The sequence below is a fragment of the Streptomyces sp. NPDC038707 genome (genome assembly GCF_040636485.1).
Taxonomy (GTDB): domain Bacteria; phylum Actinomycetota; class Actinomycetes; order Streptomycetales; family Streptomycetaceae; genus Streptomyces.
Map to the genome: position 1 here is coordinate 118,460 of NZ_JBEZUP010000014.1, position 24,157 is coordinate 142,616.

22 protein-coding genes and 3 pseudogenes are annotated in these 24,157 nt (G+C 72.7%); 17 read left to right on the forward strand and 8 right to left on the reverse strand.

Annotated elements, in window-relative coordinates:
* Positions 1-18 precede the first annotated feature (18 nt).
* Positions 19-948: an NAD(P)/FAD-dependent oxidoreductase gene (locus AB0E62_RS20815; RefSeq protein WP_362195529.1), complete on the reverse strand. Its 930-nt coding sequence runs from the start codon at positions 946-948 to the stop codon at positions 19-21.
* A 77-nt stretch (positions 949-1,025) separates the two neighbouring features.
* Between AB0E62_RS20815 and AB0E62_RS20820 the strand changes: the two genes are divergently transcribed.
* The 7 genes and pseudogenes from AB0E62_RS20820 (at position 1,026) to AB0E62_RS20850 (ending at position 7,397) form a co-directional block, all read left to right on the forward strand.
* On the forward strand, positions 1,026-1,598 hold the full coding sequence (locus tag AB0E62_RS20820) for an XRE family transcriptional regulator (RefSeq protein ID WP_362195532.1): 573 nt from the start codon (positions 1,026-1,028) through the stop codon (positions 1,596-1,598).
* A 105-nt stretch (positions 1,599-1,703) separates the two neighbouring features.
* Positions 1,704-2,675 carry an NADPH:quinone oxidoreductase family protein gene (locus AB0E62_RS20825; RefSeq protein WP_362195535.1) on the forward strand — a complete coding sequence of 324 codons (972 nt, stop codon included), beginning with the start codon at positions 1,704-1,706 and terminating at the stop codon, positions 2,673-2,675.
* A complete protein-coding gene (locus AB0E62_RS20830) occupies positions 2,672-3,853 on the forward strand; it encodes an acyl-CoA dehydrogenase family protein (RefSeq protein ID WP_362195538.1) in 1,182 nt (393 codons plus the stop codon). The genes AB0E62_RS20825 and AB0E62_RS20830 overlap by 4 nt, the downstream gene beginning before the upstream one ends.
* Complete coding sequence (locus tag AB0E62_RS20835; protein ID WP_362195541.1) at positions 3,850-4,923, forward strand: acyl-CoA dehydrogenase family protein; 1,074 nt, start codon at positions 3,850-3,852, stop codon at positions 4,921-4,923. Before AB0E62_RS20830 ends, AB0E62_RS20835 begins: the two co-directional genes overlap by 4 nt.
* 675 nt (positions 4,924-5,598) lie before the next feature.
* A pseudogene (locus tag AB0E62_RS20840) lies at positions 5,599-5,829 on the forward strand (helix-turn-helix domain-containing protein); the annotation flags it as partial.
* Between the two features lie 390 nt (positions 5,830-6,219).
* Positions 6,220-7,101: a phosphatidylinositol-specific phospholipase C/glycerophosphodiester phosphodiesterase family protein gene (locus AB0E62_RS20845; protein ID WP_362195544.1), complete on the forward strand. Its 882-nt coding sequence runs from the start codon at positions 6,220-6,222 to the stop codon at positions 7,099-7,101.
* 101 nt (positions 7,102-7,202) lie between these two features.
* On the forward strand, positions 7,203-7,397 hold the full coding sequence (locus AB0E62_RS20850; RefSeq protein ID WP_030603951.1) for a hypothetical protein: 195 nt from the start codon (positions 7,203-7,205) through the stop codon (positions 7,395-7,397).
* A gap of 12 nt (positions 7,398-7,409) precedes the next feature.
* On the opposite strand, the gene AB0E62_RS20855 is transcribed toward AB0E62_RS20850, so the two are convergent.
* The 3 genes and pseudogenes from AB0E62_RS20855 to AB0E62_RS20865 form a co-directional block, all read right to left on the reverse strand.
* Complete coding sequence (locus AB0E62_RS20855; RefSeq protein ID WP_362195547.1) at positions 7,410-8,648, reverse strand: phosphodiester glycosidase family protein; 1,239 nt, start codon at positions 8,646-8,648, stop codon at positions 7,410-7,412.
* Positions 8,649-8,723: 75 nt separating this feature from the next.
* Positions 8,724-8,990 (reverse strand): annotated as a pseudogene (locus AB0E62_RS20860) (DUF779 domain-containing protein).
* A gap of 55 nt (positions 8,991-9,045) precedes the next feature.
* Complete coding sequence (locus tag AB0E62_RS20865) at positions 9,046-10,521, reverse strand: cytosine permease (protein ID WP_362195550.1); 1,476 nt, start codon at positions 10,519-10,521, stop codon at positions 9,046-9,048.
* Between the two features lie 90 nt (positions 10,522-10,611).
* On the opposite strand from AB0E62_RS20865, the gene AB0E62_RS20870 reads away from it, so the two are divergent.
* Entirely contained in the window at positions 10,612-11,247 is a 636-nt protein-coding gene (locus tag AB0E62_RS20870) for a TetR family transcriptional regulator C-terminal domain-containing protein (RefSeq protein ID WP_362195553.1), read from the forward strand.
* A 99-nt stretch (positions 11,248-11,346) separates the two neighbouring features.
* Positions 11,347-13,008 carry an amidohydrolase gene (locus AB0E62_RS20875; protein ID WP_362195556.1) on the forward strand — a complete coding sequence of 554 codons (1,662 nt, stop codon included), beginning with the start codon at positions 11,347-11,349 and terminating at the stop codon, positions 13,006-13,008.
* 139 nt (positions 13,009-13,147) lie between these two features.
* On the opposite strand, the gene AB0E62_RS20880 is transcribed toward AB0E62_RS20875, so the two are convergent.
* Entirely contained in the window at positions 13,148-13,795 is a 648-nt protein-coding gene (locus tag AB0E62_RS20880) for a DedA family protein (RefSeq protein ID WP_362195559.1), read from the reverse strand.
* Between the two features lie 626 nt (positions 13,796-14,421).
* Between AB0E62_RS20880 and AB0E62_RS20885 the strand changes: the two genes are divergently transcribed.
* From AB0E62_RS20885 to AB0E62_RS20895, 3 genes are all read left to right on the forward strand, one after another.
* Positions 14,422-15,534 carry an aminotransferase class I/II-fold pyridoxal phosphate-dependent enzyme gene (locus tag AB0E62_RS20885; protein ID WP_362195562.1) on the forward strand — a complete coding sequence of 371 codons (1,113 nt, stop codon included), beginning with the start codon at positions 14,422-14,424 and terminating at the stop codon, positions 15,532-15,534.
* The gene (locus AB0E62_RS20890) at positions 15,531-16,673 is read left to right on the forward strand and encodes a GNAT family N-acetyltransferase (RefSeq protein WP_362195565.1); all 1,143 of its coding nucleotides are present in this window, start codon (positions 15,531-15,533) and stop codon (positions 16,671-16,673) included. Before AB0E62_RS20885 ends, AB0E62_RS20890 begins: the two co-directional genes overlap by 4 nt.
* Before the next feature lie 236 nt (positions 16,674-16,909).
* On the forward strand, positions 16,910-17,071 hold the full coding sequence (locus tag AB0E62_RS20895) for a hypothetical protein (protein ID WP_362195568.1): 162 nt from the start codon (positions 16,910-16,912) through the stop codon (positions 17,069-17,071).
* Between the two features lie 117 nt (positions 17,072-17,188).
* On the opposite strand, the gene AB0E62_RS20900 is transcribed toward AB0E62_RS20895, so the two are convergent.
* Positions 17,189-17,389 (reverse strand): cold-shock protein, encoded by a 201-nt coding sequence (locus AB0E62_RS20900; protein ID WP_030775257.1) that lies wholly within the window; start codon positions 17,387-17,389, stop codon positions 17,189-17,191.
* A 292-nt stretch (positions 17,390-17,681) separates the two neighbouring features.
* Between AB0E62_RS20900 and AB0E62_RS20905 the strand changes: the two genes are divergently transcribed.
* Complete coding sequence (locus tag AB0E62_RS20905; protein ID WP_362195571.1) at positions 17,682-18,077, forward strand: DUF2267 domain-containing protein; 396 nt, start codon at positions 17,682-17,684, stop codon at positions 18,075-18,077.
* Between the two features lie 416 nt (positions 18,078-18,493).
* Here AB0E62_RS20905 and AB0E62_RS20910 read toward each other — a convergent pair.
* A pseudogene (locus AB0E62_RS20910) lies at positions 18,494-19,072 on the reverse strand (IS630 family transposase); the annotation flags it as partial.
* A 48-nt stretch (positions 19,073-19,120) separates the two neighbouring features.
* Between AB0E62_RS20910 and AB0E62_RS20915 the strand changes: the two are divergent.
* The 3 genes from AB0E62_RS20915 to AB0E62_RS20925 all read left to right on the forward strand — a co-directional run bounded on the left by AB0E62_RS20915 (position 19,121) and on the right by AB0E62_RS20925 (position 21,487).
* Positions 19,121-19,687 (forward strand): GNAT family N-acetyltransferase, encoded by a 567-nt coding sequence (locus tag AB0E62_RS20915; RefSeq protein ID WP_362195574.1) that lies wholly within the window; start codon positions 19,121-19,123, stop codon positions 19,685-19,687.
* A 288-nt stretch (positions 19,688-19,975) separates the two neighbouring features.
* On the forward strand, positions 19,976-20,869 hold the full coding sequence (locus tag AB0E62_RS20920) for an MBL fold metallo-hydrolase (protein ID WP_362195577.1): 894 nt from the start codon (positions 19,976-19,978) through the stop codon (positions 20,867-20,869).
* A gap of 189 nt (positions 20,870-21,058) precedes the next feature.
* Complete coding sequence (locus tag AB0E62_RS20925; RefSeq protein WP_362195793.1) at positions 21,059-21,487, forward strand: hypothetical protein; 429 nt, start codon at positions 21,059-21,061, stop codon at positions 21,485-21,487.
* On the opposite strand, the gene AB0E62_RS20930 is transcribed toward AB0E62_RS20925, so the two are convergent.
* A complete protein-coding gene (locus AB0E62_RS20930; RefSeq protein ID WP_362195580.1) occupies positions 21,457-22,146 on the reverse strand; it encodes a TetR/AcrR family transcriptional regulator in 690 nt (229 codons plus the stop codon). The two genes, AB0E62_RS20925 and AB0E62_RS20930, sit on opposite strands and share 31 nt — an antisense overlap.
* A gap of 363 nt (positions 22,147-22,509) precedes the next feature.
* Between AB0E62_RS20930 and AB0E62_RS20935 the strand changes: the two genes are divergently transcribed.
* A complete protein-coding gene (locus AB0E62_RS20935; RefSeq protein WP_362195583.1) occupies positions 22,510-23,094 on the forward strand; it encodes an isochorismatase family protein in 585 nt (194 codons plus the stop codon).
* Positions 23,095-24,157: the final 1,063 nt, after the last annotated feature.

Sequence of the window (24,157 nt, forward strand, 5' to 3'; positions counted from 1 at the left end):
GCACCGGGGGCGCCGGGTCTACACCCCCACGACCGCGTCGAGGTCCGACATCAGCAGCTCCGCGTTGATCGCCGCGCCCGCCCGGTAACCCCGGCCGGCCGCGTTCACCACCTGCTCGGCGAAGCCGCTCGCGTTGCCCGCCGCCCACAGCCCGGGCACGCTCGTCAGGCCCTGCCCGTCGATCACCGGGTAGCTGCCGAACGGGGTCTCCTGCATGTCCGCGCCCAGCCTGACCAGCAGGTCGTTGTTCGGGACCGCGCGCGGAGCGGTGTACAGCACCGCCCGGTCGTGCACCGTGCCGTCCACGAGCCGCACCCCGGTGAGCCGGTCGTCGGCGACCACCAGGGCGGCCACCTCGCCGGGCACCACCGTGACCCCGGCGGCGGCCAGCCGGCGCAGATCCTGGTCGGTCAGCTCCGCCTCGTCCACCCCGTGCAGGAAGAACCGCACGTCCTTCGACCACTGGGTGACCATCAGCGCCTGGTGGACGCTGAGCGGCGAGGTGGCGAGGACCCCGGTCGGCAGGTCGCGCATCTCCCAGCCGTGGCAGTACGGGCAGTGCAGCACGTCCCGGCCGAACCGCTCGGCCAGACCCGCAATCGGCGGCAGTTCGTCCCGCAGACCGGTGGCGATCACCAGCCGCCGGGCCCGTACGGTCCGGCCCCCGGCGAGGACGACGGTGAAATCCGTGTCCCGGTGCGCGTCCACCACCCGGCCCCGGACCAGCTCCACCCCGTACCGGGCGATCTCCGCGCGCCCCGCCGCCAGGAACCCGGCCGGGGACATGCCGTCCCGGGAGAGGTACCCCTGCATGTGCGCGGACGGCGCGTTGCGCGGTTCGCCCGCGTCGACGACCAGGGTGCGGCGCCGGGACCGGCCCAGCACCAGCGCGGCGGACAGCCCGGCCGCCCCGCCGCCGACGACGACCACTTCGTACTTCTCGGTCATGGTGACCACCTCCGCCCCGACCGTCGCCCGAACCGTGCCGCATTGACAAACACCTTTGCCGAATCTGCAATAAGAGCATGAGTACCGACGACGTTCTCGCCGAGGTCGGCCCCCGGCTGCGGCGGATCCGCAAGGAGCGGCAGGTGACCCTGGCGGCGCTGTCCGAGGCCACCGGCATCTCCGTCAGCACCCTGTCCCGGCTGGAGTCCGGCCTGCGCAGGCCCAGCCTGGAACTGCTGCTGCCCATCGCCCAGGCCCACCAGGTCCCGCTGGACGAACTGGTCGGCGCCCCGCCGGTCGGCGATCCCCGGGTGCGGGCCCGGCCGATCACCCGCCACGGACGCACCCTGTATCCGCTGACCCGGCAGCCCGGCGGGCTCCAGGCGTACAAGGTGGTCGAACCGCAGCGCGGCGGCGAGCCGGACCCCCGCACACACGAGGGCTACGAATGGCTGTACGTGCTGTCCGGCCGGCTGCGCCTGGTGCTCGGACAGCACGACGTGGTGCTCGCGCCGGGCGAGGCGGCCGAGTTCGACACCCGGGTGCCGCACTGGTTCGGGCCGGCGGGGGACGGGCCGGTGGAGTTCCTGAGCCTGTTCGGGCCGCAGGGGGAGCGGATGCACGTACGGGCGCGGCCGGCCCGTTCGTGAGACTCCGTCCGTGCACCGGGCGCGGCCGGCTGTTCCCTGATGGGCAAGCGACCGCTTAGTATGCGGTCGGACCCGGTCAGACGAAGCAGTCCCGTGGAGGCCCGCATGCAGGCATGGCAAGTGCAGGAGAACGGCGAGCCGAGCGAGGTGATGCGCCTGGCGGACACGGAGCGGCCCGCGCCCGGCGACGGCCAGGTGCTGCTGCGGGTGCGCGCCGCCAACGTCAACTTCCCCGACGCGCTGCTGTGCCGGGGCCAGTACCAGGTGCGCCCGCCGCTGCCCTTCACCCCCGGCGTGGAGATCTGCGGCGAAACCGAGGACGGCCGCCGGGTGATCGCCAACCCGGTGCTGCCGTACGGCGGTTTCGCCGAGTACGCCGTCGCCGACGCCCGTGCCCTGCTCCCCGCGCCCGCCTCGCTGGACGACGCCGAGGCCGCCGCCCTCCACATCGGCTACCAGACCGGCTGGTTCGGCCTGCACCGGCGGGCCCGGCTGGAGGCGGGGGAGACCCTGCTCGTGCACGCCGCAGCCGGGGGCGTGGGCAGCGCCGCCGTCCAGCTCGGCAAGGCGGCCGGCGCCACCGTGATCGGTGTCGTGGGCGGCGCCGCGAAGGCCGCCGTCGCCCGGGAGCTGGGCTGTGACGTGGTGGTCGACCGGCACGCCGAGGACGTCGTCGCCGCCGTGAAGGAGGCCACCGGCGGCCGGGGCGCCGATGTGATCTACGACCCGGTGGGCGGCACGGCCTACACCCAGTCCACCAAGGTCGTCGCCTTCGAGGGGCGGATCGTCGTCGTCGGCTTCGCCGGCGGCACCATCCCCGCCCCCGCCCTCAACCACGCCCTGGTGAAGAACTACTCGATCCTCGGCCTGCACTGGGGCCTGTACAACACCAAGAACCCGGAGCTGGTCCGGCACTGCCACGGACAGCTCACCGAGCTGGCAGCGCGGGGCGCCGTCAAGCCGCTGGTCAGCGAGCGGGTGCCGCTCGCCGGCGCGGCCGGTGCCGTGCAGCGGGTCGCCGACGGAGTGACCACCGGCCGGATCGCCGTCGTACCGGAGAACGGAGCCGCCGCATGACCGACGCCGGAGAACTGCGCAGTCGCACCCGGGAGTTCCTCGACCGGCATCCGCCGGCGAGCACCGACCGCCTGGACTTCCTGCGGGCCCGTTTCGACGCCGGCCTCGCCTGGGTGCACTACCCCGAGGGCCTCGGCGGCCTCGGCGCCCCGCGCTCCCTCCAGGGCGTCGTGGACGCCGAACTGGAGGCCGCCGGCGCCCCCGACAACGACCCCCGGCGCATCGGCATCGGCCTCGGCATGGCCGCGCCGACCATCCTCGCCTACGGCACCGAGGAGCAGAAGCGGCGCTTCCTGCGGCCGCTGTGGACCGGGGAGGAGGTCTGGTGCCAGCTGTTCAGCGAGCCCGGCGCCGGCTCCGACCTGGCCGCGCTCGGCACCCGGGCGGTCCGCGAGGGCGACACCTGGGTGGTCAACGGGCAGAAGGTGTGGACCTCCAGCGCCCACCTCGCCCGCTGGGCCATCCTGATCGCCCGCACCGACCCGGAGGTGCCCAAGCACCAGGGCATCACCTACTTCGTCTGCAACATGACCGACCCGGGCGTGGAGGTCCGGCCACTGCGCCAGATCACCGGGGAGGCCGAGTTCAACGAGGTGTTCCTCACCGGCGTCCGCATCCCCGACAGCCACCGGCTCGGCGCGGTCGGCGACGGCTGGCGGGTCGCCCAGACCACGCTCAACAACGAACGCGTCGCCATCGGCGGCATGGCCCAGCCCCGCGAGGGCGGCATGATCGGCGCCGTCGCGAAGACCTGGCGCGAACGCCCGGAACTGCGCACCCACGAACTGCACCAGCGGCTGCTGACGCTGTGGGTGGAGGCCGAGGTGGCCCGGTTCACCGGTGAACGGCTGCGCCAGCAGCTCGCCGTCGGCCAGCCCGGCCCCGAGGGCGCCGGCATGAAGCTCGCGTTCGCCCGCCTCAACCAGGAGATCAGCGGCCTGGAGGTGGAACTGCGGGGCGAGGAGGGCCTGTTGTACGACGACTGGACCATGCGCCGCCCCGAACACGTCGACTTCACCGGCCGCGACGCCGGTTACCGCTATCTGCGTTCCAAGGGCAACAGCATCGAGGGCGGAACCAGCGAGGTGCTGCTGAACATCGTGGCCGAGCGCGTCCTGGGCCTGCCCGCCGAACCGCGCACCGACAAGGACGTCGCCTGGAAGGACCTCGCCCGATGACGGATCTGCTGTACTCCGAGGAGGAAGAGGCGCTGCGCGCCGCCGTCCGCGACCTGCTCACGGACCACTGCGCACCGGCCGGCGTGCTCGCCCGCACCGAGTCGGACACGCCCCACGACCGGGCCGTGTGGAGGTCGCTCACCGAGGACATGGGCCTGGCCGGTCTCCTGGTGCCCGAGGAGCGGGGCGGCCAGGGCGCCTCCCACCGCGAGGCGGCCGTCGTCCTGGAGGAGCTGGGCCGGGCCGTCGCCCCCGTGCCGTACCTCACCAGCGCGGTCGTGGCCACCGAGGCGCTGCTCGCCTGCGACGACGGCGAACTGCTGGGGCAATTGGCCTCCGGGCGCACCATCGCCGCCCTGGCGGTCGGCCTGCACACCGGCCCGGCCGCCGGCGTCAAGGCCGTCCGGGTGGAGAACGGCACCCTGCACGGCGAACTGACCGGGATCGCGGACGCGGCCGTCGCCGACGTGCTGCTCGTCCCGGCCGACGACGGCGGCCTGTACGCCGTCACCGCCGACGAGGTGACCGTCCTGCCGCAGACCTCCCTCGACCTGACCCGGCCGCTGGCCACCGTACGGCTGGAGGGCGCCGCCGGCCGCCGCGTCGGGGACACGGAGCCCGCCGTACGCCGGGCCCTGCGCGCCGCCGCCGGACTGCTGGCCTCCGAGCAACTCGGGGTCGCCGACTGGGCGTTGACGGGCACGGTCCGCTATCTGAAGGAGCGCAAGCAGTTCAACCGGCCGGTCGGCGGCTTCCAGGCGCTCAAGCACCGGCTGGCCCGGCTGTGGCTGGAGGTGGTCCACCTGCGGGCCGCCGCCCGCGCCGCCGCCGACGCCCTGTCCACCGGGCAGGACACCGACCTCACGGTGGCCGTCGCCCAGGCCTACGCCGCCCCCGTCGCCGTACGCGCCACCGAGGAGGCGCTGCAACTGCACGGCGGGATCGGCATGACCTGGGAACACCCCGTCCACCTGTACCTGAAGCGGGCCAAGGCGGACTCGATCGCCTACGGCACGGCGGGCGCCCACCGCGAGGCCCTGGCCGCACTGGCCGACCTCCAGGCCCCCTGACACCCCACCCTGCCGAAGCCCTGCGGGCGTGACGACGGCCTGTGCGATCCCGGTCGGGGTCGTGCGGGCCGTCGCCGTATCGAGGGACGGTTCGGCCGGCACATGGGGTGTTCCCCACGGGCTGCCTGATGCTGGTGCCTCCGGTCCGGCTCGCACCGGCGTCGGTGGCGCGGCTCGCCGGGGGCCGGCCGGCCGACGGGCCGCGCACGCGGTCCGCGCAGGGACGCCACCCACGTGCCGGCCGCGAAGAAAGACCCGGATGGACCGGAGTTCGTGGTCGAGATCCTGCGGGCGGCATGGAACGGGGTGGCCCAGGCGGCCGTGCCCGCCTGGGCCGAGGAGGACCATGACCGGCGCCGGCTGCGCCACCTCGGTACGGCGACGATCCCCGACCACACCTCCTCTACGGGACAGGGCACTCCCGCCGTCGGCTCCGCACGTGCCGCGGGCCGCGTTCGGCGGCGGGCAGAAGGCCGTCGAGGAACGCGTCGACCGGCGGCAACGGTACGACCTCCAGCGGGCCGGGACCGAGAAGTCCCTCCCAGCACGAGCACGAGCACGAGCACGAGCACGAGCACGAGCACGAGCACGAACCGGTGCCGCGGCGGCCGGGGACATCGCGTCCTTCCGGGGTAGACGGGCCATCACAACCGGAGAACCGATCACGGAAGGAGACGAGCCGTGCGCAAAGGCGTACAGATCACGGGTGCGGCCCGTGAGAAGCTCGCGCGGGAGATGAAGGAGCAGTACGAGGGCGGCAGGTCCATACGGGCCATCGCCGAGGCATACGGCCGGTCGTACGGGTTCGTCCACCGTGTCCTCACCGAGACGGACGTCTCTCTGCGCGGCCGGGGCGGGGAGCACCCGCAGCGGCGCCTCGACACGGCCGCCCACGCGGGCCGGTAGCCGTCCTCCGCCGGGCAGTCCGCCGTGCCGGCGCGGCAACGGACCGCCGTCGGACGGTCATCGGCGGGCCATCGGAGGCCACTGCCGGGCCGCCCGGCCGCCCGGGGCCGATCACGCAGGTGGTGGCCGGCAACGGCTACCACCTGTGCCTGCGCAGCCTCCACCCGACATCGACGTCGAGGTCATCATCCCTGACCGGCGAGTCGGCCTCTCGGCGGCAAGAAGACAGTGAGCGGGAACGCACGGCCGAGTACCTGCTCGCGACGCGGCTGGAGGGCTTCCCGTGTGGCGGAAGTGAACAGCGCGCCAACTCGTCATCCGCGGCGGTCCCTTGAGACCCACCGGCACGCATACTCTCCCCGGTCCCCATCACCTCCAGGGAGGCAGTGCATGGCCCTCACCACCCGTCGCGGAGCCCTCACCACCCTCGGTGCCGCCCTCGTGGGCACCCTCGCCCCGCCCGTGAGCGACGCGTCCGCCGCGAGCGGGGCACCGGCCGGTGAACACCGGCGGCGGCCCCGCCCGCTGTGGCGGGCGCACGCCCACAACGACTACGCGCACCCGCGGCCCCTGCTCGACGCCCTCGGCCACCGCTTCGGCAGCGTCGAGGCCGACATCTTCCTCGTCGGCGACCAACTCCTCGTCGGCCACGAGGCGTCCGACCTCGACCCGTCCCGCACGCTGGAATCCCTCTACCTGGAACCGCTCGCCGCCCGCGTCGCCGCCCACCACGGCTCGGTCTACCCCGGCTCGCGCCAGCCGCTCCAGCTCCTGATCGACATCAAGACCGAGGGAGCCTCGACCTACCTCGCGCTCGACCGCCGACTGCGCCGCTACCCGCACCTGTTCACCCGGTACGCGCACGGCCGCGTCCATCCCGGCCCGGTCACCGCCGTCGTCTCCGGCGACCGGGCGGCCCGTACCCCGATGGCCGCGCAGACCGAGCGGCGCGCCTTCTACGACGGCCGGCTCGCCGACCTGGGCACCTCCGTCCCGGCCTCTCTCATCCCGCTCATCAGCGACAACTGGACGCAGCACTTCACCTGGACGGGCACCGGGGCGTTCCCGGACGCCGAGCGGCGCACGCTGCGCGGCATCACCGCCGCCGCGCACGCCCGCGGGCAGCGGGTCCGGTTCTGGGCCACCCCGGACACCGCCGGCCCGGCCCGGGACGCGCTGTGGGCCGAGCTGCTGGCCGCCGGGGTGGACCACCTCAACACCGACGACCTCGCCGGGCTCGAAGCCTTCCTCGACGCCCGCACCCCGGCGTAAGACCACACGATCGGCGGACGTGTCAGCCGCCCGGACAAACCCTCCGCTACGTCACACTTGCGCCCGAACGCCGTACATGGGGCGTGGCGGAGGAGGTTCCGATGGCGATTTCCATCTCGGTGGTGCTGCTGCTCCTGGTCCTGGTCGTGATCTTCATGCGCAGTGGTGCGCTGAAGGTCTCGCACGGCCTGGTCTGCATGCTGTTCGGCTTCTACATGGCCTGCACGAGCATGGCACCCACCATCCACAGCGGGCTGACCGCGACGGCCGACCTGGTGAGCAGCCTGCGGCCCTGACGCGGCCGGTGGTCAGCCGGTCGAGAAGACGCCGATGCCGTTGGGCACGGGGCGTTCGGCGCCGCCGCTCGGGTGGTTGCGCACGGTCACGGCGGAGTCGCCCGTGTCACGGGTCACCATCTCCGTCGAGCCGCCGCCGTCCAGGTTGAAGGCGTCGGAGGCGCCGAGCGACCGCAGGACGTCCGCCTCCTCGTGCACGGTCAGCCCGGAGCGGTAGTCCGCGGCACCGTCCAGCGCCAGCAGCAGCACCTGCCGGCCGCCGCCCTTGACGCCCACGGCCGTGCGCACCGCCGAGGTCTCGTCGTCCAGTCCGGGCAGCGGGGCACCGTCGCGGACCACCGGGAAGCCGCCGAGGGCGAACGCGTACGGCACCCCGGACGAGGCCGCCGTCAGGCTGTGGGTGATCTGCACCGGGTCGCCGACCGACAGCTCGCGCAGCTTCCGCGCGCCCTCCTCACGGCCCACCAGCACCGTGGTGTCCGCGGGGATCGCGCCACCGCCCGGGGGTACCGCGGCGGAGACCACCCGGCCGTCGCGCACCTTCACCTCGTACGTCTCCTCGCTGCACGGCGCCGAGCGCTGGCTGTCGGTGCCGCACACGGCGCGCTCGCGGGAGGCGCCGCCCCAGCGCGCGGTGAAGGCGCCGACCGAGTTCACCGGGAGCGCGTACTGGTTGAGGCCCTTCAGAGGCAGCTTGCCCCCGGGTGTGCCGACGGAGCCGGTGAGGGAGAGACGGTCCAGGCGGGCCCGCCGGTCGGTGCCCACGCCGAGCACCTCCCGGGTGTCCGTGCCCGGGGGCAGCGCCGGACCGAACCGCTGGCCCTTGGGCACCGCCGCCTTGAGAACCTGCCCGTCCGCCACGGCCGGTCCGACGGGCGCGCCGGTGGCCTCCACGCCCGGGTGCTGGGTCTCGGTGATGTGGAAGAAGTCGCCGTTCACCCCGGCGACCGCCCCGGCCGCGTCCGCCAGCCGGGAGACCGTCGCCCGGGCCGCGACCGTCCCCGGGTACAGCAGGCCGACGCGGACGTGCGGGTTGCCCAGGTCCACCGTGAGCAGGTGGACGCGGGCCGTGCCCTTCGCCGCGTCGACGTCGAACTGCCGGTAGGTGACGCCCGGTGCGATCCGCCGTCCCGCCGGCGCGGCACCGGCCGGTGCCGCGCCCGCCAGGGCCGCGCCGGTCAGCACACCGAGCGCCGTGACCGTCGTGAGAACCGCTCTGCCCGCCGTCGAACGCCCGCTCCGTCTGGACACCGTGCCTCCTGATGTCTCGTCAACTGTCCCCGCGTGCAGGGGCAGTGCAGCAGACTCGGGCGCCCGGCGGTACGACTACGCGTCGACGACGCGAGAACGGGTGAGAAAACGTACCCCCTCGGGTGCCCTCAGCGAGAAGCCGCTGCCGCGCCCGGGGACGACGTCCACGATCAGCCGGGTGCGGGTCCACGCCCGCCTGCCATCCGGAACGTCACGGGCCGGCGCACGCGCCCTTCACGGCGCGTTCCGCCGGCAGCACATCCGAACCGCCGGTGCGGAACGCGTCGTTGGCGCGGCGGATGGGCCGCTGCCGTCGCAGCAGCCGCCGGACCGGTGGAACATCAGCCGGCCGTGCCCGGCCCGTCCCCGTCCGGGTCCTCCTCGCCTGCGGCCGGCCTCATGGCTGTTCAGGAAGCCGTCCGGCACGCGGTGCTGACCGCCTGCGGCGCGCGGTCAGCAGGGCGTACGCCCCCGAGGTCACCACCAGCCCGGCCGGCAGCGCCAGGTCGACGCCGCCCAGGGCGGCGGCCACAGGGCCGGTGTACAGGCTGTCGACGCACAGCGCGGAGGCCGCCACGCCCGCCGTGAGGGCCAGCGCCCCGGACGTGTTGACGCCGCCGGTGTACCAGAACGGCCCGCCGGGCGACTCGTCGGCGAGGGCCGGGCCGTCGTACCGGTTGCGGCGCAGCAGGATGTCCGTGGCGTAGACGGCCGTGGCGGGGCCGAGCAACAGCACGGTCAGCTGGAGCACATCGCCGACGGCGTCGAGGAAGTCGGAGACCAGCAGCGCGTACAGGGTGAGCGACACGGCCACCGCGCCGTCCACCAGGACGCTGAGCGTGCGCCGGATGCGCAGGCCGACGGCCTGGAGGGCGAGTCCGGCGCTGTAGGACGTCAGCGCGTTCAGCGCGACGGTGCCGAGGACCAGCGCGAGCAGGAACACCGGGCGGAACCAGCCGGGCAGCAGCGTCTGGAGCGAGGACTCCGGGTCGTTCATGTCGACGGCGGTCGCGGCGCAGGCCCCGATGCCGCACACCAGGACGCTCGGCACGAACCCGCCGAGCGCCGTCCAGCCGGCCACCGCCTTCGCCGGGGTGGAGCGGGGAAGGTAGCGGGAGAAGTCCGCGCTGGTGGTGTACGACAGCGGGCCCGAGGCGATGAGGGCGATCCCGGCCGACCCGGCCGCCCACAGGTCCGTGCCGGTCAGCGGCTGACCGGGGGCGTACCCGAAGTCGGTGTGCCGCAGCACCGCCACACCCACCACGGCGAACACCGCCGACAGCGCCAGGGTGATCGGCAGGTAGATCCGGACGATCGCGGCATGGCCGTAGACGCCGATGGCGAGCGTGACGGCGGCGATCAGCACCACGACGGCCGCCTTCGTCCCGGAGTTCACGGGCAGGCCGGCCTGGTCCACCAGGGAGAAGGCCGCGGTGGCGGCCGCCGCCAGGTTCAGCGCGAAGTAGCACACGGAGATCAGCCAGCCGGTCACCGCGTTGTTCACCCGGTTCCCGCGCACCCCGTACAGCGCCCGGGTCACCACCTCGCTCGGCGCGCCCGCCGCCGGGCCCGGGACCGCCAACAGGCCGGTGAGCAGCCAGAAGAGATTGCCCACGACGATCACCGCGAACGCCTGCCACAGGTTCAGGCCCATCAGTACCAGCGCGCCGCCCACCACCAGGCTCAGGTAGGTGACGTTCGCGGCGGCCCACACCGAGAACAACTCGCGGGGCCGGCCGCGGCGTTCGGAGTCCGGGATGTGGTCGATGCCGTGCGCCTCGACGCCGGCGCGCTCGGCGGCCCGGGAGGCGGCGCCACCGTCGGCGGGCGTGGGCCGTGCGCCGGGGTGCGGGTCGGGAAGCGTGGACGCCATGGGGCCTCCGGGAGCGGTGGGGTGGGCCTGGTCGCTTGTTGGGCGGGTGACCAGTTGATTATTGGTCGCACACTCAATAGCATCGGCGTCATGTCGTCAAGCGTTCAGCGCAAGCGGATTCGCAAGGACCCCGCCGCCCGGCGGGCGGAGATCGTCGGCGCCGCCGCGGCCGTCGCCCTGGCCGAGGGCCTGGAGTGCGTCACCCTCCGCCGGATCGCCGAGGAACTCGCCGTCCGCCCAGGGCTGATCAGTCACTACTTCCCCTCGGCCGAAGAACTGGTCGCCGAGGCGTTCGGCAGCGCGGCGACCGGTGAACTCGACCGCCTCCTCCCGGCCGACCGCGCCGGGCGCACACCCACCGGACAACTGGCCCGCTTCCTCGCCCACACCTCGGGAGAGGCGTACGACGCGATCAGCCGGCTGTGGGTCAACGCCCGCCACCTCAGCCGCTACCGGCCCGTCCTCCGCGACCGGGTCGCGCAGCAGGAAGCCGCCTGGCGCGGCCGGCTGGAGACCCTGATCCAGGACGGCGTGGCAGCCGGCGAGTTCGCCACCGACGCACCCGTGGCGGTCGCCGTCCAGATCCTCGTCGTCCTGGACGGCCTGGGCGTCCACGCCAACACCGCGACACCCGAGCGTCCGGCGGTGGTGCTGCGCATGCCTTTCACCACGGCCGAGCGGGAACTCGGGCTGCGCCCCGGCACGCTCGGCGAAGCCGCCGGCTGACCCACCACCTTCAGAGTCCCCCGTGCCCCGGTGAGTGAACGGGGAATTGACCGAGTGAAGGGGGCCCTTGACGCGCCCCCTGTGAGCGAAGGAGCTCCCGTGCCCGCCGATCTCGTCCTGCTCTCCGCCCGGCTGCTCGATCCCGGCACGGGCCGCCTGCTGCCGCACACCGCGCTCGCCGCGGAGCGGGGGCGGATCAGCTTCCTCGGCGACGACCGGGACGCCCGCGCCCTCGCCGGACCCGGCACCACCGTCGTCGACCTGCGCGGGACGGTGGTCACCGCCGGGCTCACCGACGGGCACCTGCACCCGGTCTCCGGTGCCGAACGCACCATGGGCGTCGACCTGTCCGGCTGCCGCGACCTGGAGTCCGTACGCGCCGCGCTGGCCACGGCGGCACGGGAGCTGCGCCCGGGCGCCTGGCTGCGCGGCTGGGGCCTGGACCCCAATGTCTTCGGTACGGCACCCGTGGCCACCGCCGCGCTCGGCCCCGTCCTGGACGGGGTACCCGCGCTGATCGACCTGTTCGACGCGCACTCGGCCCTGGCCAGCGAACGGGCGCTGGAACTGGCCGGCGTCGACGGACCGCGCGCCTTCGCGCAGGGTTCGGAGATCGTCTGCGACGCCGGCGGACGGCCCACCGGGCTGCTGCTGGAGGACGCCGCGTGCGAAGTCGTCGAGGCGGTCGCCCCCCGGCCCACCGAGGCCGAGGTCCGCGCCCGCGCCGCCGAGGTGCTGTCCGCCATGGCCGCGTCGGGACTCACCGGCGGGCACGCCATGGACGCGAACGGCGACAGCCTCGCCGTCTACGCCGCCCTGGAGGCCGAGGACGCCCTGCCCCTGCGGCTGAGGATCGCCCCCTGGTGCCGGCCGGAGGCGGACGACGCCGACCTCGCCGAGCTGGTCCGGCTCCAGGGCACCGGCGGCGCGCTGTGGCGGGTGGCGGGCGTGAAGCTGTTCATGGACGGCACCGTCGACAACGGCACCGCCTGGCTGGAGGCCCCCGACTGCCACGGCCAGTCCGACCACGCCTACTGGCCCGACCCCCGGCGCTACACCCGGGTGATCGCCGACCTGCACCGGGCCGGCGTGCCCACGGCCACCCACGCCATCGGCGACGCGGCCGTCCGCCATGTCCTCGACTCCGTCGAGCAGGCCCAGGCGCGGACGGCGCGGACGGGCGGTACGGGTGGTGCCGGCGGTACGTGCAGTACGGGTGTCGTACGGCACCGGGTCGAGCACATCGAGACCGTCCCCGACGACACCGTCCGGCGGTTCGCGCCGCTCGGCGTCGCCGCCTCGATGCAGCCCACCCACTGCTGCGAGTTCACCCGGGCGGACCACACCGACAACTGGTCCCGCCGGCTCGGCGAGGAACGGGCCGGGCGCGCGTTCCGCTGCCGTGACCTGTGGGAGGCCGGGGCCCGGGTCGTGCTCGGCTCCGACTGGCCCATCGCGCCGTACCCGCCGCTCCAGGTCATGGCCGGCGCCCGGCACCGGCGGCCCGCCGACCTCTCCCTGCCCCCGCACGGCCCCGAGCAGGCCCTGACCCCGCTCCAGGCCCTGCAGGGCATGACGGTGTGCGCCGCCTGGGCGGCGGGGGAGGAGGACCGCGCCGGCCGGCTCGCCGTCGGCCACCGCGCCGACCTCACGGTGCTGGCCGAGGACCCGCTGCGGGTACCGGACGGCGAACTGGCCGCACTCCCGGTCCTGCTGACGACGGTGGCGGGGCGGGTCACGCACCGGGCGGCGGAGGTGTAGCCCCGGGGAGCACGGTCCGGGGCGCTCGCTGGTTCGGTTCGCGGGGGCGGGGCCGGGCGTCTCGGCACCGTGCGCGGGCCGGGCGTCTCGGCACCGTGCGCGGCGTCGCGCTGTCGGGGTGGCGCGGAGGCGACTCCGTTCAACCCGCCGCGTCCCGGCGTGCGCGGCGTTCGCGTCGGGAGCGGCGGATCTCCGGCAGCAGCGGGAGCAGGGACACGGCGACGACCACGGCCACCAACGGCAACAGATACTCGTCGATGTGCGGGACGGAGGCACCCAGGGTGTACCCGGCGAGGACCAGCGTCTGGGACCACAGCACCCCGCCCACCGCCTGCCACAGCGTGAAGGTCCGCGCCGGCACGCCCAGCACGCCGGCCACCGGGTGCAGCACCGTCCGCAGCAACGGCACGAACCGGCCGATCACCAGCGCCTTGCCGTGGCCGTAACGGGCCAGCAGCCGCTCGGCCCGCGCCGCCGCGTCCGTCACCCGTCGGCTGGACGTGCGGGCCAGCAGCGCCCGCCCGCCGTGCCGCCCGATCAAATACCCCGCCTGACCGCCCGCCACCGCCCCTACGGCCGCGCACACCAGCACCTGCCACAGCGCCAGCCGGGGCGGCTGCCCGGCGCTGCCCGCGCACAGCACCCCGGCGGGGAACAGCAGGGTGTCACCGGGCAGGAAGAAGCCGACGACCAGCAAACCCGACTCGGCGAAGACCACCGCCAGCACGCCCAGCGCGCCGAAGGCGGCCAGCACCGAGGCGCTGTCCATCGGATTGACGGCGGTCACCTGCCCGAACCTCCCGGTCTGTGCGCGGACCCGTCCGCTCCCCAGCATCACCCGGCGGCGCACCCGCGCGCACCGGTTGCCGTCGTCCGGCGCGGGGGTTGGCCGACAGTGGGCCGGTGCGGGGCGGGCACCACGGGCCGGGCGCCCGTACGACGCGATGCCGGGCCGCGCTCGCAGCAGCCGTACCGGCCCCTCAGGGCGCCAGGAAGTCACGCAGCGTCCAGATGCCGGACTCGGTGATGCGCGGGGCGCGCTCCTTGACCGTTCAGCCGGGCGCGGCGGGGGTCGGGCGCAGTCGGCGGAGCCGTAAGCCCGAGTCGTATCGCACTCGCACCTCCGGTCGCACCGTCCCCGGGACACATTTCACTCGAATGGCTTAACGAAACCAGGCCTTGGCTTTTCATTTCATTCCTCTGGCTGAGAGGATGCCGAGGCCACCCTCTCCACATTTTTGTATGAAAATCTCAAAAGGGTGGCGAGTCGAATGTGAGAGCGCAGTGGCAGATATTTTCGACAAACAGTTGACGGCCGTCATGCAGCACGCGACGCGCATGCGGCCGAGGGCCGTCTACAACGCACTCGAGGCACGCGGAGGGGAGGTGTTCCTGGGTGGAAAACGCCTGGTCATGGCCGCCCGAAACGATTATCTTGGCCTTTCCGGTCACCCCCGCGTCGTCGCCGCGGCGGCCGACGCGGCCCGTCGCTGGGGTGCCTCCGCCTCGGCGAGCCGACTGATCGGCGGAACGCTGACTCTGCACGAGGAACTGGAGGCCAGGCTGGCCGCCTTCCTCGACGTCGAGGCGGTGATCGTGACCACCACCGGCTTCGAGGCGAACCTGGCGCTGGCTCCCCTGCTCGGCCGCGGTGACATCGTCTTCAGCGACAAGGCCAACCACGCCTCGCTGATCGAGGCGGTGCGGCTGGGCTTCGCCGACAGGCGCTGGTACCGGCACTCGGACATGGCGGATCTCGAGCGCAAGCTCGCGGTGTCCGACCCGGACGCCGCCAAGGCGATCCTCACGGACGGTCTGTTCTCCATGGAGGGCGACCTGTGCCGGCTGCCGGAGCTGGTCTCGCTCGCCCGGCGCTACGGCGCCCGCCTGGTGGTCGACGGCGCCCATGACATCGGACTGCTCGGGCCGGGCGGACGAGGGGTGACCGACCACTTCGGGCTGCCCGACGCCGTCGACCTCCACACGGGCACCCTGTCCAAGGGGTTCGGCTCCATCGGCGGCTTCCTGGCCGGGCCGGCCGAGGTGATCCACTACCTCCGGCACACCTCGCGGTCCGTCATCTTCACCACCTCGATCCCCCCCGCCTCGGCCGCCGCCGCGCTGGCGGCACTGACCATCATCGAGACGGAGCCCGAGCGCCGGGCGCGGGCCTTCGAGGTGGCCCGGCAGGTACGGGACGGGTTGCGCGGCCTCGGCTTCGACACGGGCGAGTCGGTCACCCCGATCGTGCCCGTCATCACCGGGCGGAAGGAACTGGCCACGGCCCTGTGGCGGGAGGTCCTCACGGAGGGCGTCTTCACCAGCGCCGTCTCCGCGCCCGCCGTCCCCGAGGAACGCTCGCTGGTCCGGCTGTCCCTCCAGGCCACGCACACCGACGAGGACATCGAGCGCATCCTCGGCGCGTTCGCCCACGCCGGCCGCCGTCTCGGGCTCATCCCCGCCGCACCCCCGCCCGTCCCGGTGCAGCCGACGCTGAGGGAAGCGCTTCTGGACTGGGTGTCATGAGCGTCACGGTCACCCCGGTCCGCGCGGACACCGATCTGACCGCCTTCATCCGGCTCCCGTACCACCTCTACCGCGACGACCCGCTGTGGGTGGCTCCGCTGGAGCGGGAGCGGCGCTCCTTCCTGGACCCGGCCCGGAACCCGTACCACCGGGTGGCCAGGGTGCGGCTGTTCCTCGCGCGGCGGCGCGGCACCGTCGTCGGCAGGATCGCGGCCATCGTCGACCCGCGTTACAACGAGCGGCACGGACCGGACCACGGACTGATCGGCCTCTTCGAGTGCGCCGATGACCCCGAGGCCGCGGCGGCTCTCTTCGACACGGCGGACGCCTGGCTCGCCGCGCAGGGAATGACACGCACTCTGGGCCCCCTCGGATTCACCACCAATGACGAGTGCGGCGTCCAGATATCCGGCTTCGACCAGCCGCACATCGTCATGATTCCCCGGAACCGGCCGTATTATCCGCGACTGTTCTCCGCATGTGGATTCGAGAAGGCCAAGGACCTGGTCTCGTACGCCATTCCGATTCCCGCCGACGGGGAGCCCCCGGCGGAATACCGGGAAGCCGCGGACCGCGTGCTCGCGACCCCGGGTCTCACGGTGCGGCCGCTGGATCCGCAGCGTACGGAAGCCGATATGGAGACCGTGCGGAACCTCTACAACGAAACGTTCACGCAAAGCTACGGTTCGGTTCCCGTCGACGAAGCGCAGTTCGGCTACATGACGAAAAAGCTGAAGCCCCTCCTGCGTCCCGGCCTCCTCCAGATCGCGGAGCTGCACGGCGAGCCCATCGCCTTCCTGCTCTGCCTGCCCGACGCCCACCAGGCACTGCACGCGGCCCGCGGCCGGCTCACCACCCTGGGCCTGCCCGTCGGGCTCATCCGGGCCGCGCGGGCCGTGCGCCGTATCGAGCGCGTGCGCTTCGCCGCCATGGGCGTGGCCCGGGAACACCGCTCCCGCGGCCTGGCCGCGGCCCTGGTCACCCAGGCCCAGCGCGCCGCCTTCCGCCTCGGCTACACCGAGATCTCCTACTCCTGGGTCCTGGAGGACAACCACGCCTCCCGCCGCCACGGCGAGGCCCTCGGCGGGGTCCACACCCAGACCCACCGCCTGTACGAGCGCGCCACGACCGGGGCGTGACGAGGCCGCGGCCGCAGTGATGACGTACCGAGCCCACGGACACGGCCGCCCCGCCGGCGGCGGTGCGCACGACCGTCGAGGTCCGGAGACCGTCCCGCGCGACAGGACGTCGGACACACATCGGACACACGCCGGACAGGCATCGGACGGGCGTCGGACGAGGTCAGGCATTCCGCAGGTCGGCATGGGTACCCGTCGGCTCGCGAAGGACCCGACGCAGCGAGGAGGCGGTCACGGTGACCGTGCCCGAGGAGAACCGTCCGAAGACGACCACGACGGACGACGTGATCGAGCCGGCCGGCACCGGCAAGGAAGAACAGCAGCCCGGCGCGTCCGGCCGCTCGATGCGCGAGGCGATGGAGGAAGCGGGCATCACACCCGACGACTACGAGGAGTAGCCGGCCCGCCCGACCCGGAGCTCCCCGTGAGGACCGGCAGACAGACGAGCAAGGCGCAGGGCCGGTGCCCTGACGGCACCGGCCCTGCGCTGACCTGCTGCTCGGCGGTCCCTCGGATCAGAGGGCGCGGACGCGGGCGGCCTGCGGGCCCTTGGGGCCCTGCACGACGTCGAACTCCACGTGCTGGTTCTCCTCCAGGCTACGGAAGCCGTTGCCCTCGATCTCCGAGTAGTGGACGAAGAGGTCCGGGCCATCGGCCTGGGCGATGAAGCCGAAGCCCTTCTCGGCGTTGAACCACTTCACGGTTCCCTGAGTCATCTTGCTGCTCCTTGCAGGGGCTGGGTGCGGGAGCCGCACCGTGCGGACACCCGGGCCGGCCTGGACGCGACTTCTCCAGTTCCCTGAAGGAAGGCGGCGCCCGCGACATCGTTCTTCGCGAGCGTGCGGTGAAACACAGACACAAAAACTACGACCGCCCCGTACAACGGGCCGCCCCCGGGTTTCATTCCCGGCGCCGGAAAATCCGCGTCACACCGCTCCGGCACGGCATGCGTGCCGGCCGTGAGGGCACCCGGCAGACCGACCAGAGCGCTCACCGGTGGGAGGCAGCATGATCAGCCATCAGCACCTGGTGGAAGAGGTGGCCTCGCGGACCCACCTCGACGACATGGAGGCCGCCGACGCGGCCGTACACCTCGTCCTCGCGGCACTGAGCAGCCGCCTGGACCCGCCGCGCCGCGAGCACCTGCGCAAGGCCGTACCGGCCCACGAACGCCCCGCGCTGCGGTACGGGGCCGAGCACGCGGACGACTCCGCGGCGTCGCTCGACGCTCTGCTGGCGGACGTGGCCCGACCCGCCGGCGCCACCCCTGACCAGGCGCTGTTCCTGGCGCAAACGGTGGTCTGCCGGATCGCGGACGAGGACGCGGACCTGGCGGAGGACCTGCAACGCGCCCTCCCGGACGACTGCGGCACCCTGTTCGAGGAACCGCACCGGGCCCCCTGAGCACGAGCGGCGTCCGGCGAGGCCGAGATCAGCTCGATCAGTCCGGTCGGGCTGCTTCCCACCTCCATGAGGCTCTATGAGGTTCGGCGAGGGAGGCCGTCGAGGTCCCCGCGGCCGGTGCACCACACGAGTACCTGGGTGGGGTCTCCGGGCGGGGCGGCGGGAAAGAGCCGGTTGAGCACGACTGCGCTCAGCGGCGCTGTGACGGCCTGGAGTACTTCGGCCGGTCAGGCGGTGGGGCGAACGTTCAGGTCGATGGGAAGCTAGGCGCCGGGGGGCTGTGCTGCCAGCTGCCCTGAATAGGCCAGCAGGTCGTGGCCGATGTGGCCGATGTGGGCTGCTGTTTGCCAGCAGCTCCAATCGAGCGGCCCCGCTGGGCGATGTCGACGTCCTGATCATCCATGCGGAACTCCTCGCGGTCCGTTCGAGTTGGCGAGGGTGAACCGCCGCAGTGGGCCGCAGTGCGCCTCGATGGGGTTGGCCCAGGAGGCGTAGGCCGGGGTGAAGCACAGCTCGACCTTGTTCTTCTGCGCCCAACGGCGGATGTCCACATGTCGACGCCGACCGAGTAGCAGCCGTGGAAGTAGGTGGCGCCGTGGGTGTGACGGGTACGTCGCCGGGTTGCGGTCGGGCTTGCCCTGTTTTGCCCGGCAGGAGCCCGCGATGGGCCGGATCCCCAGCGGCCCGAACGCGGGTCGCGGCCTTCTGGATTACGAAGTCCTCGTCGTCATCGCTGAGCAGGTCGGGTCGGCCCCCGTCCATTGAGGGTCTGGGCACGCCAGGCCGATCGCGTTGAACCGGTGGATCACATCTCGCACGTGTCCTCATCCGCCTGTACCAGCCGGGTGATCAACGGCACCCGGTTCCCGCCGGCCGGGGCCAGCCGCATCATCGCCCGTCGGCAGCGCCCTGAGCCGGTGCTGCCGACGGCGCACCGTCCCCCGACCCGGGGACCCGACGCCCCATGCTCTGGCGGGCCTGCACCGCACCACCATGTCGCCGTAGCTCACTGCGTTGTCGGGCAGTCGGCGTAGCGTCCCGGCATGACCATTGTTGACGACACGGCGTACCGGTATCGCGCCGCTGCTCCCGGGGACGCCCCGGCCATCGCAGCTCTGGACAGTTCCTTCACCACTCGCACCGTCTTCCAAGTGACCCTCACCGAGGCGGGCTTCGGGTTGCGGGAGGTGGCCGTGGGGCCGCCGTTGACCAAGGTGTTTCCCGAGGGCGGGGCGGACGGTGGCGAGGGGGACGCCGAGGGGGACGGGGATTCCCGTACCTTCGTGGCCGAGAGCGGCTCCGGGGAACTGGCCGGGTCCGTCACCGTCTCGTACTCCTGCTGGAACCGCCGGCTGATCGTCGAGGACATCGAGGTCGCTCCGGAGCACCGGGGCAAGGGGGTCGGTCGCGCGCTGATGGGGCTCGCGGCGGAGTTCGGGCGTGAGCGGGGCGCGGGACATGTCTGGCTGGAGGTCAGCAACGTCAACGCGCCGGCCATCCACGCGTACCGGCGGATGGGCTTCGTCTTCTGCGGGCTCGACGTCACCCTCTACGACGGCACGCCCTCGGAGGGCGAGCAGGCGCTCTACATGAGCATGCCCTGCCTGTGAGCCGAAGGACCCTGGTCGCCGTTGACCGCCACTCCTATGGGCAGGCGGCGAGATCGGGCGCCCGCCTGGGGAGATAGCAACGCTAACGCGTGTGAGCTGGAGTTACGGACGATGAGGGGCTTTCAGGCCGTCGGAAGTCGTGGTCGTCGCTAACGAACTGTGTTAGCGTTGAAAACACTTCCTGAGGGCCTGTCGTCGTCAGGTGCCCGACTGTCCGCAAGACGAGAGAGATGGCCATAGCCGATGAATCGTCCGACGCTCCTCCGTGCCGCCGTAGCCGTAGCAAGCGTGTCGCTCCTCGCCGCCTGCGGTGGGAACGCCAGCGCCGACGGTGAGGACAAGAAGGAGAACAAGCCGTCACCCACCGGCTCGGCGGCCGGCGGCTCGGCGGCCTCCGGTGCCGGCGCGTTCACCATCACCCACGTGGGCGGACCGACGGCCGTTCTGGAGATCGCCGGTCAGCGCATCCTCATCGACCCCACCTTCGACGCGCCCAAGAAGTACAAGTCCGGCATGTCCAAGACGAAGGGCCCCGCCTTCGGCCCCGAGAAACTCGGCAAGATCGACGCCGTGCTGCTCTCCCACGACCAGCACGACGACAACCTCGACGGCAAGGGCCGTGAGCTCCTCAAGGACATTCCGGTCGTGTTCTCGACGCCCGGCGCCCACAAGCGTCTCGGTGATCACATCACTCCCATGAAGAACTGGGAGGAGCGGGAACTGAAGTCCTCCGCCGGCACCATCAAGGTCACCGCGGTACCCGCCCTGCACGGTCCCGACGGGGTCTCCCGTGGGGCGGACGGCGAAGTGACCGGGTTCGTGCTCAGCGGCAAGGGGGTTCCGACCACCTACATCTCCGGTGACAACGCCTCGGTGAAGGTCGCCAAACAGGTCGGTGACCGCATCAAGAAGGACATCGGCGCCGTCGACACGGCGATCCTCTTCGCCGGCGCCGCCCGCACTCCCGCGATCCTCGACAACGCTCCGCTGACCCTCACGTCGAAGAACGCCGCTCTCGTGGCCAAGGACCTCAACCCCCGCAAGGTGGTCCCGCTCCACACCGACAGCTGGGACATCTACTCCGAGGACATCAAGTCCCTCGTCAAGGCATTCCAGGACCAGGGCGTCGCCGACAAGCTCGTCGACCTGGAGCCGGCAGGGAAGAAGAAGGACCTGTCCTGAGGGTGGAAGGATCCGGCCCGGAGGGGTGGCGCGGGGTATGCCCGGCGCCCTCCGCCGGGCCGGACTTTTCCGTGCCGCGGGGGTGGTTCCGCGCGTCGTTGACGAGCCGTTGGGAGCGGTGCAGGAACGGGCCGTACGACGCAGCCGTGAGGTGGCGAGGGAACCGAGCCTCGCCCGGCGGCGAAGAACCTGACCTACGCCCGGTCCAGCGTCACCGCGCAGATGCAGAGCCTCGAAGAGGCCGTGGTTACGGCACTGTCCGACCGGAGTGGACGGCAAACAGGCCTCACCGAGGCAGGTCTGCTGCTGCTCCCGCATGCCGAGCGCGTCATCGACATCACCGAGACGGCCCGGCGCGAGGTGGCCGCCGTTTCACCCCCGGGCCGGTGGCTGACGGCCGGCGGTGTGACGGGGCGGGGTGGTGTCCGCGCGGGCCCGGGTTTCTGTGACGACGGACAGTGCGTGAAGGCGAGGGAGCGGATCGGTCGCTCCTGCGGAGCGCGGTGTGACGGCAGTGCGGCGCGACGGCTTCGGCGGCGCCGCACTGCCGTTTCCGGCGGGCCGAGGGGGAAACCGGCCGAAGCCCGTCACTCGCCCGCGTGGGGAGCGGGCCGCTGAAGCGCTTGGGAGAGGCGTGCGATCGTGTCGCGGCCGGCGGGCGCGGTCCCGGTGAGGGTGCCGACCAGTGTCTGGGCGAGCACGATCCCGTCGGTGATCCTCGTGTCCTCGCGCTCGTCGCCCGTGAGCGCTCCGATCACGGCGTCACGCACGGAGCGCGAGATCTCGGGGTCGCCGTAGAGCTGGGGAAAGGAAAGGGCCATCAGGCACACGCCGACATTGGCCGTGAGGATCGACTGACCTGCCAGTTCCAGGGGTGTACGGAGCCGTCCGGCGGCACGGCAGCGCTCCAGGGCCGAAAGGAGCAGGGTCCTGGCCTCCTCCACCGCCGGCGGCTGGGAATCCGGGGCCGGTGTGAACATCAACCGGTACAGGTGAGGGTTGTCCAGCGCGAACGCGACATGGCTGTCCCAGGCGGTGCGCAGGTCGGCCACCGGGTCGTCGGTCATCGGGTTGCGGCGCTTGTTCGCGAGGAAACGCTCGAAGCCGATGCACGCGACCGCCGTGAGCAGCCCCTGCTTGTCGCCGAACTGGCGATAGATCTCGGGCATGCCGACCTTCGCCCGGTCACAGATGGCCCGGGTCGAGATGGCCAGCGCGTCCTTGGACGCGAGCAGTTCCTCGGTGGCGGCCAGAATGCGCTCTCGTGCCGTCGACATACCTTGATGGTAACAGGAGGCGAAAGCGTTGCTAACGCCTTGGAGCTGCCTTTTTGCCGCGCAAGAGAGGGACGTCTTGCGCCTGGCTTCCATGCTGCTCACAGATTGTGTTAGCGTTGCTCACAGCCCGAGGGTCGGTCGCAGTCCGCCCGCGGGTCCCGATTGCTTCCAAGCCGTGAGGCCGGCAGTACCCACCGTGGCGTCCCGACGGGGGCTTTCGGGCCGCGACCACCCCGGTCCGTCCCAGGAGTCACACCGTCTCGTTCGGTTCCCCTGTACGCCGGCCCGTGGTTGCCGTCACGTCCAACGCCTCCGCAGCACTGCGAGCGGCGCAAGCTTTCTCGATCTTTAGGTGGTTAGTTCATGGCTACGACGACTCTGCGAGCACTCACCGGCGCCGACGAGACGCCCGCTTCGCTCGGCAACGCGACCCTCATCCTGGTCGACTACCAGAACGTCTACACCGGCGGTGTGATGGAGCTCGACGGCTGGAAGCCCGCTCTGGAGGCCGCCGCCGAGCTGCTGGCCGCGGCCCGCCAGGCCGGTGCGACCGTCATCCACGTCCAGGAGGCGGGCTACGACATCGAGTCCGAGGCCGGCCAGATCCACGCGAGCGTCGCGCCCGTCGAGGGTGAGACCGTCGTCGTCAAGAGCGTCCCGAACGGCTTCCACGGCACGGACCTGGGCGAGCACGTCGACGCCGCCGGGAACTCCGATGTCATCATCGCCGGGTTCATGACCAACATGTGTGTCCTGTTCACGGCGCAGGGCGCGTCCCTGCGGGGCAACCAGCCCACCGTCGTCGCCAACGCCTGTGCGACGCGGTCCCTGGAGACCATGCACCAGGGCGGCACGTCGCTGACCGCCCAGCAGGTCCACGACGGTGCCCTCGCGACGATCACCGACCGGTACGGCATCGTCGTCCCCTCCCTCGCCGCGCTGAAGTAGCCTCCGAGCCTTCGTCCCCGGCAGGACGGCTTGCCCTGCTGTCCTGCCGGGGAGCCCGATGATATCCGGGGCGCGGCCGGATCGCGGGGCGGCGGTCCGGCCGTGACGACTCACCGGCGAGCGGCGCGGGGTGGCCGGTGCCGGTCCGTCTCCGGTGCCGTCGTACCTGGCAGGCGCGTCGGTGCGATGCCCTACCTGTGTGCGCGCGGGTCCCACCCCACCGCGCCATGTGCGTCAGCCCCCGTGAGTGGCCGTCGCGGTCGCCGGTGGCCGCCCGTCCGGACGCCCCGGCGGCCACCGGCGGATTCTGAGGCACCGTCCAGCCTTGATCGGCCGGGCGCTGCCCCAGCCGCACCGCGGACGCCGGGCCGACCAGCAGTTCCACCGGTCCGCCGCGATCGGCCGGCGCAAGGTCGATCATGGCCTCCTCCGCGCTGCCCCGAGTTCGACGGCGTGCCCAGCGGCCGGTCCGGTCACCGAGCAGGGCGAACTGGCGGCCTGTGCCACCACCCGCACGAAGCCGGGGCTGCGGGGACGGGCGAGCCCGTTCCCGCCGGTGATGTCCACCGCCCCCGGGAACCGCCCGGTCCGCGAATCGCGCACAGGGCCGCGGCACAGGTCCACGCCGCATCCGCCATCTGAAGTGCTCCGCGGCGGACACCTGCATGATCCGGGCGACGGCGACAGCGGCCCCCCGGCGTATCGGTGCCTACCGCACCCTCCGACCAGCGGCCCCGGGCACGAAGTGCATCCGGTCCGCGCGGCGCCGGGCCGCCGCATGCACCTCCATCCACAGCAGCCTGCCCTGCGCGTCGCACACCGCCGGCAGGTGCTCGCTCGCCATCGGCCGCGAAGTGCCCATCTATCAGAGTCCCGTGACAGGGGCCCCGCCCGGGCCAGCGGATGTCCGCCCGACAAGCGCCGAGCTCACCACCGGCTCAGCTTCACGCGGGCGGTGCCATCCGGCCCCGCACCGGCCCGCGCTCTGTGCCACCAGGCTCCGCCACGACCGACCGCACCGGGCGCGGCACCGTACCCACCGAGGTAATGTCTCGTGCGCCCG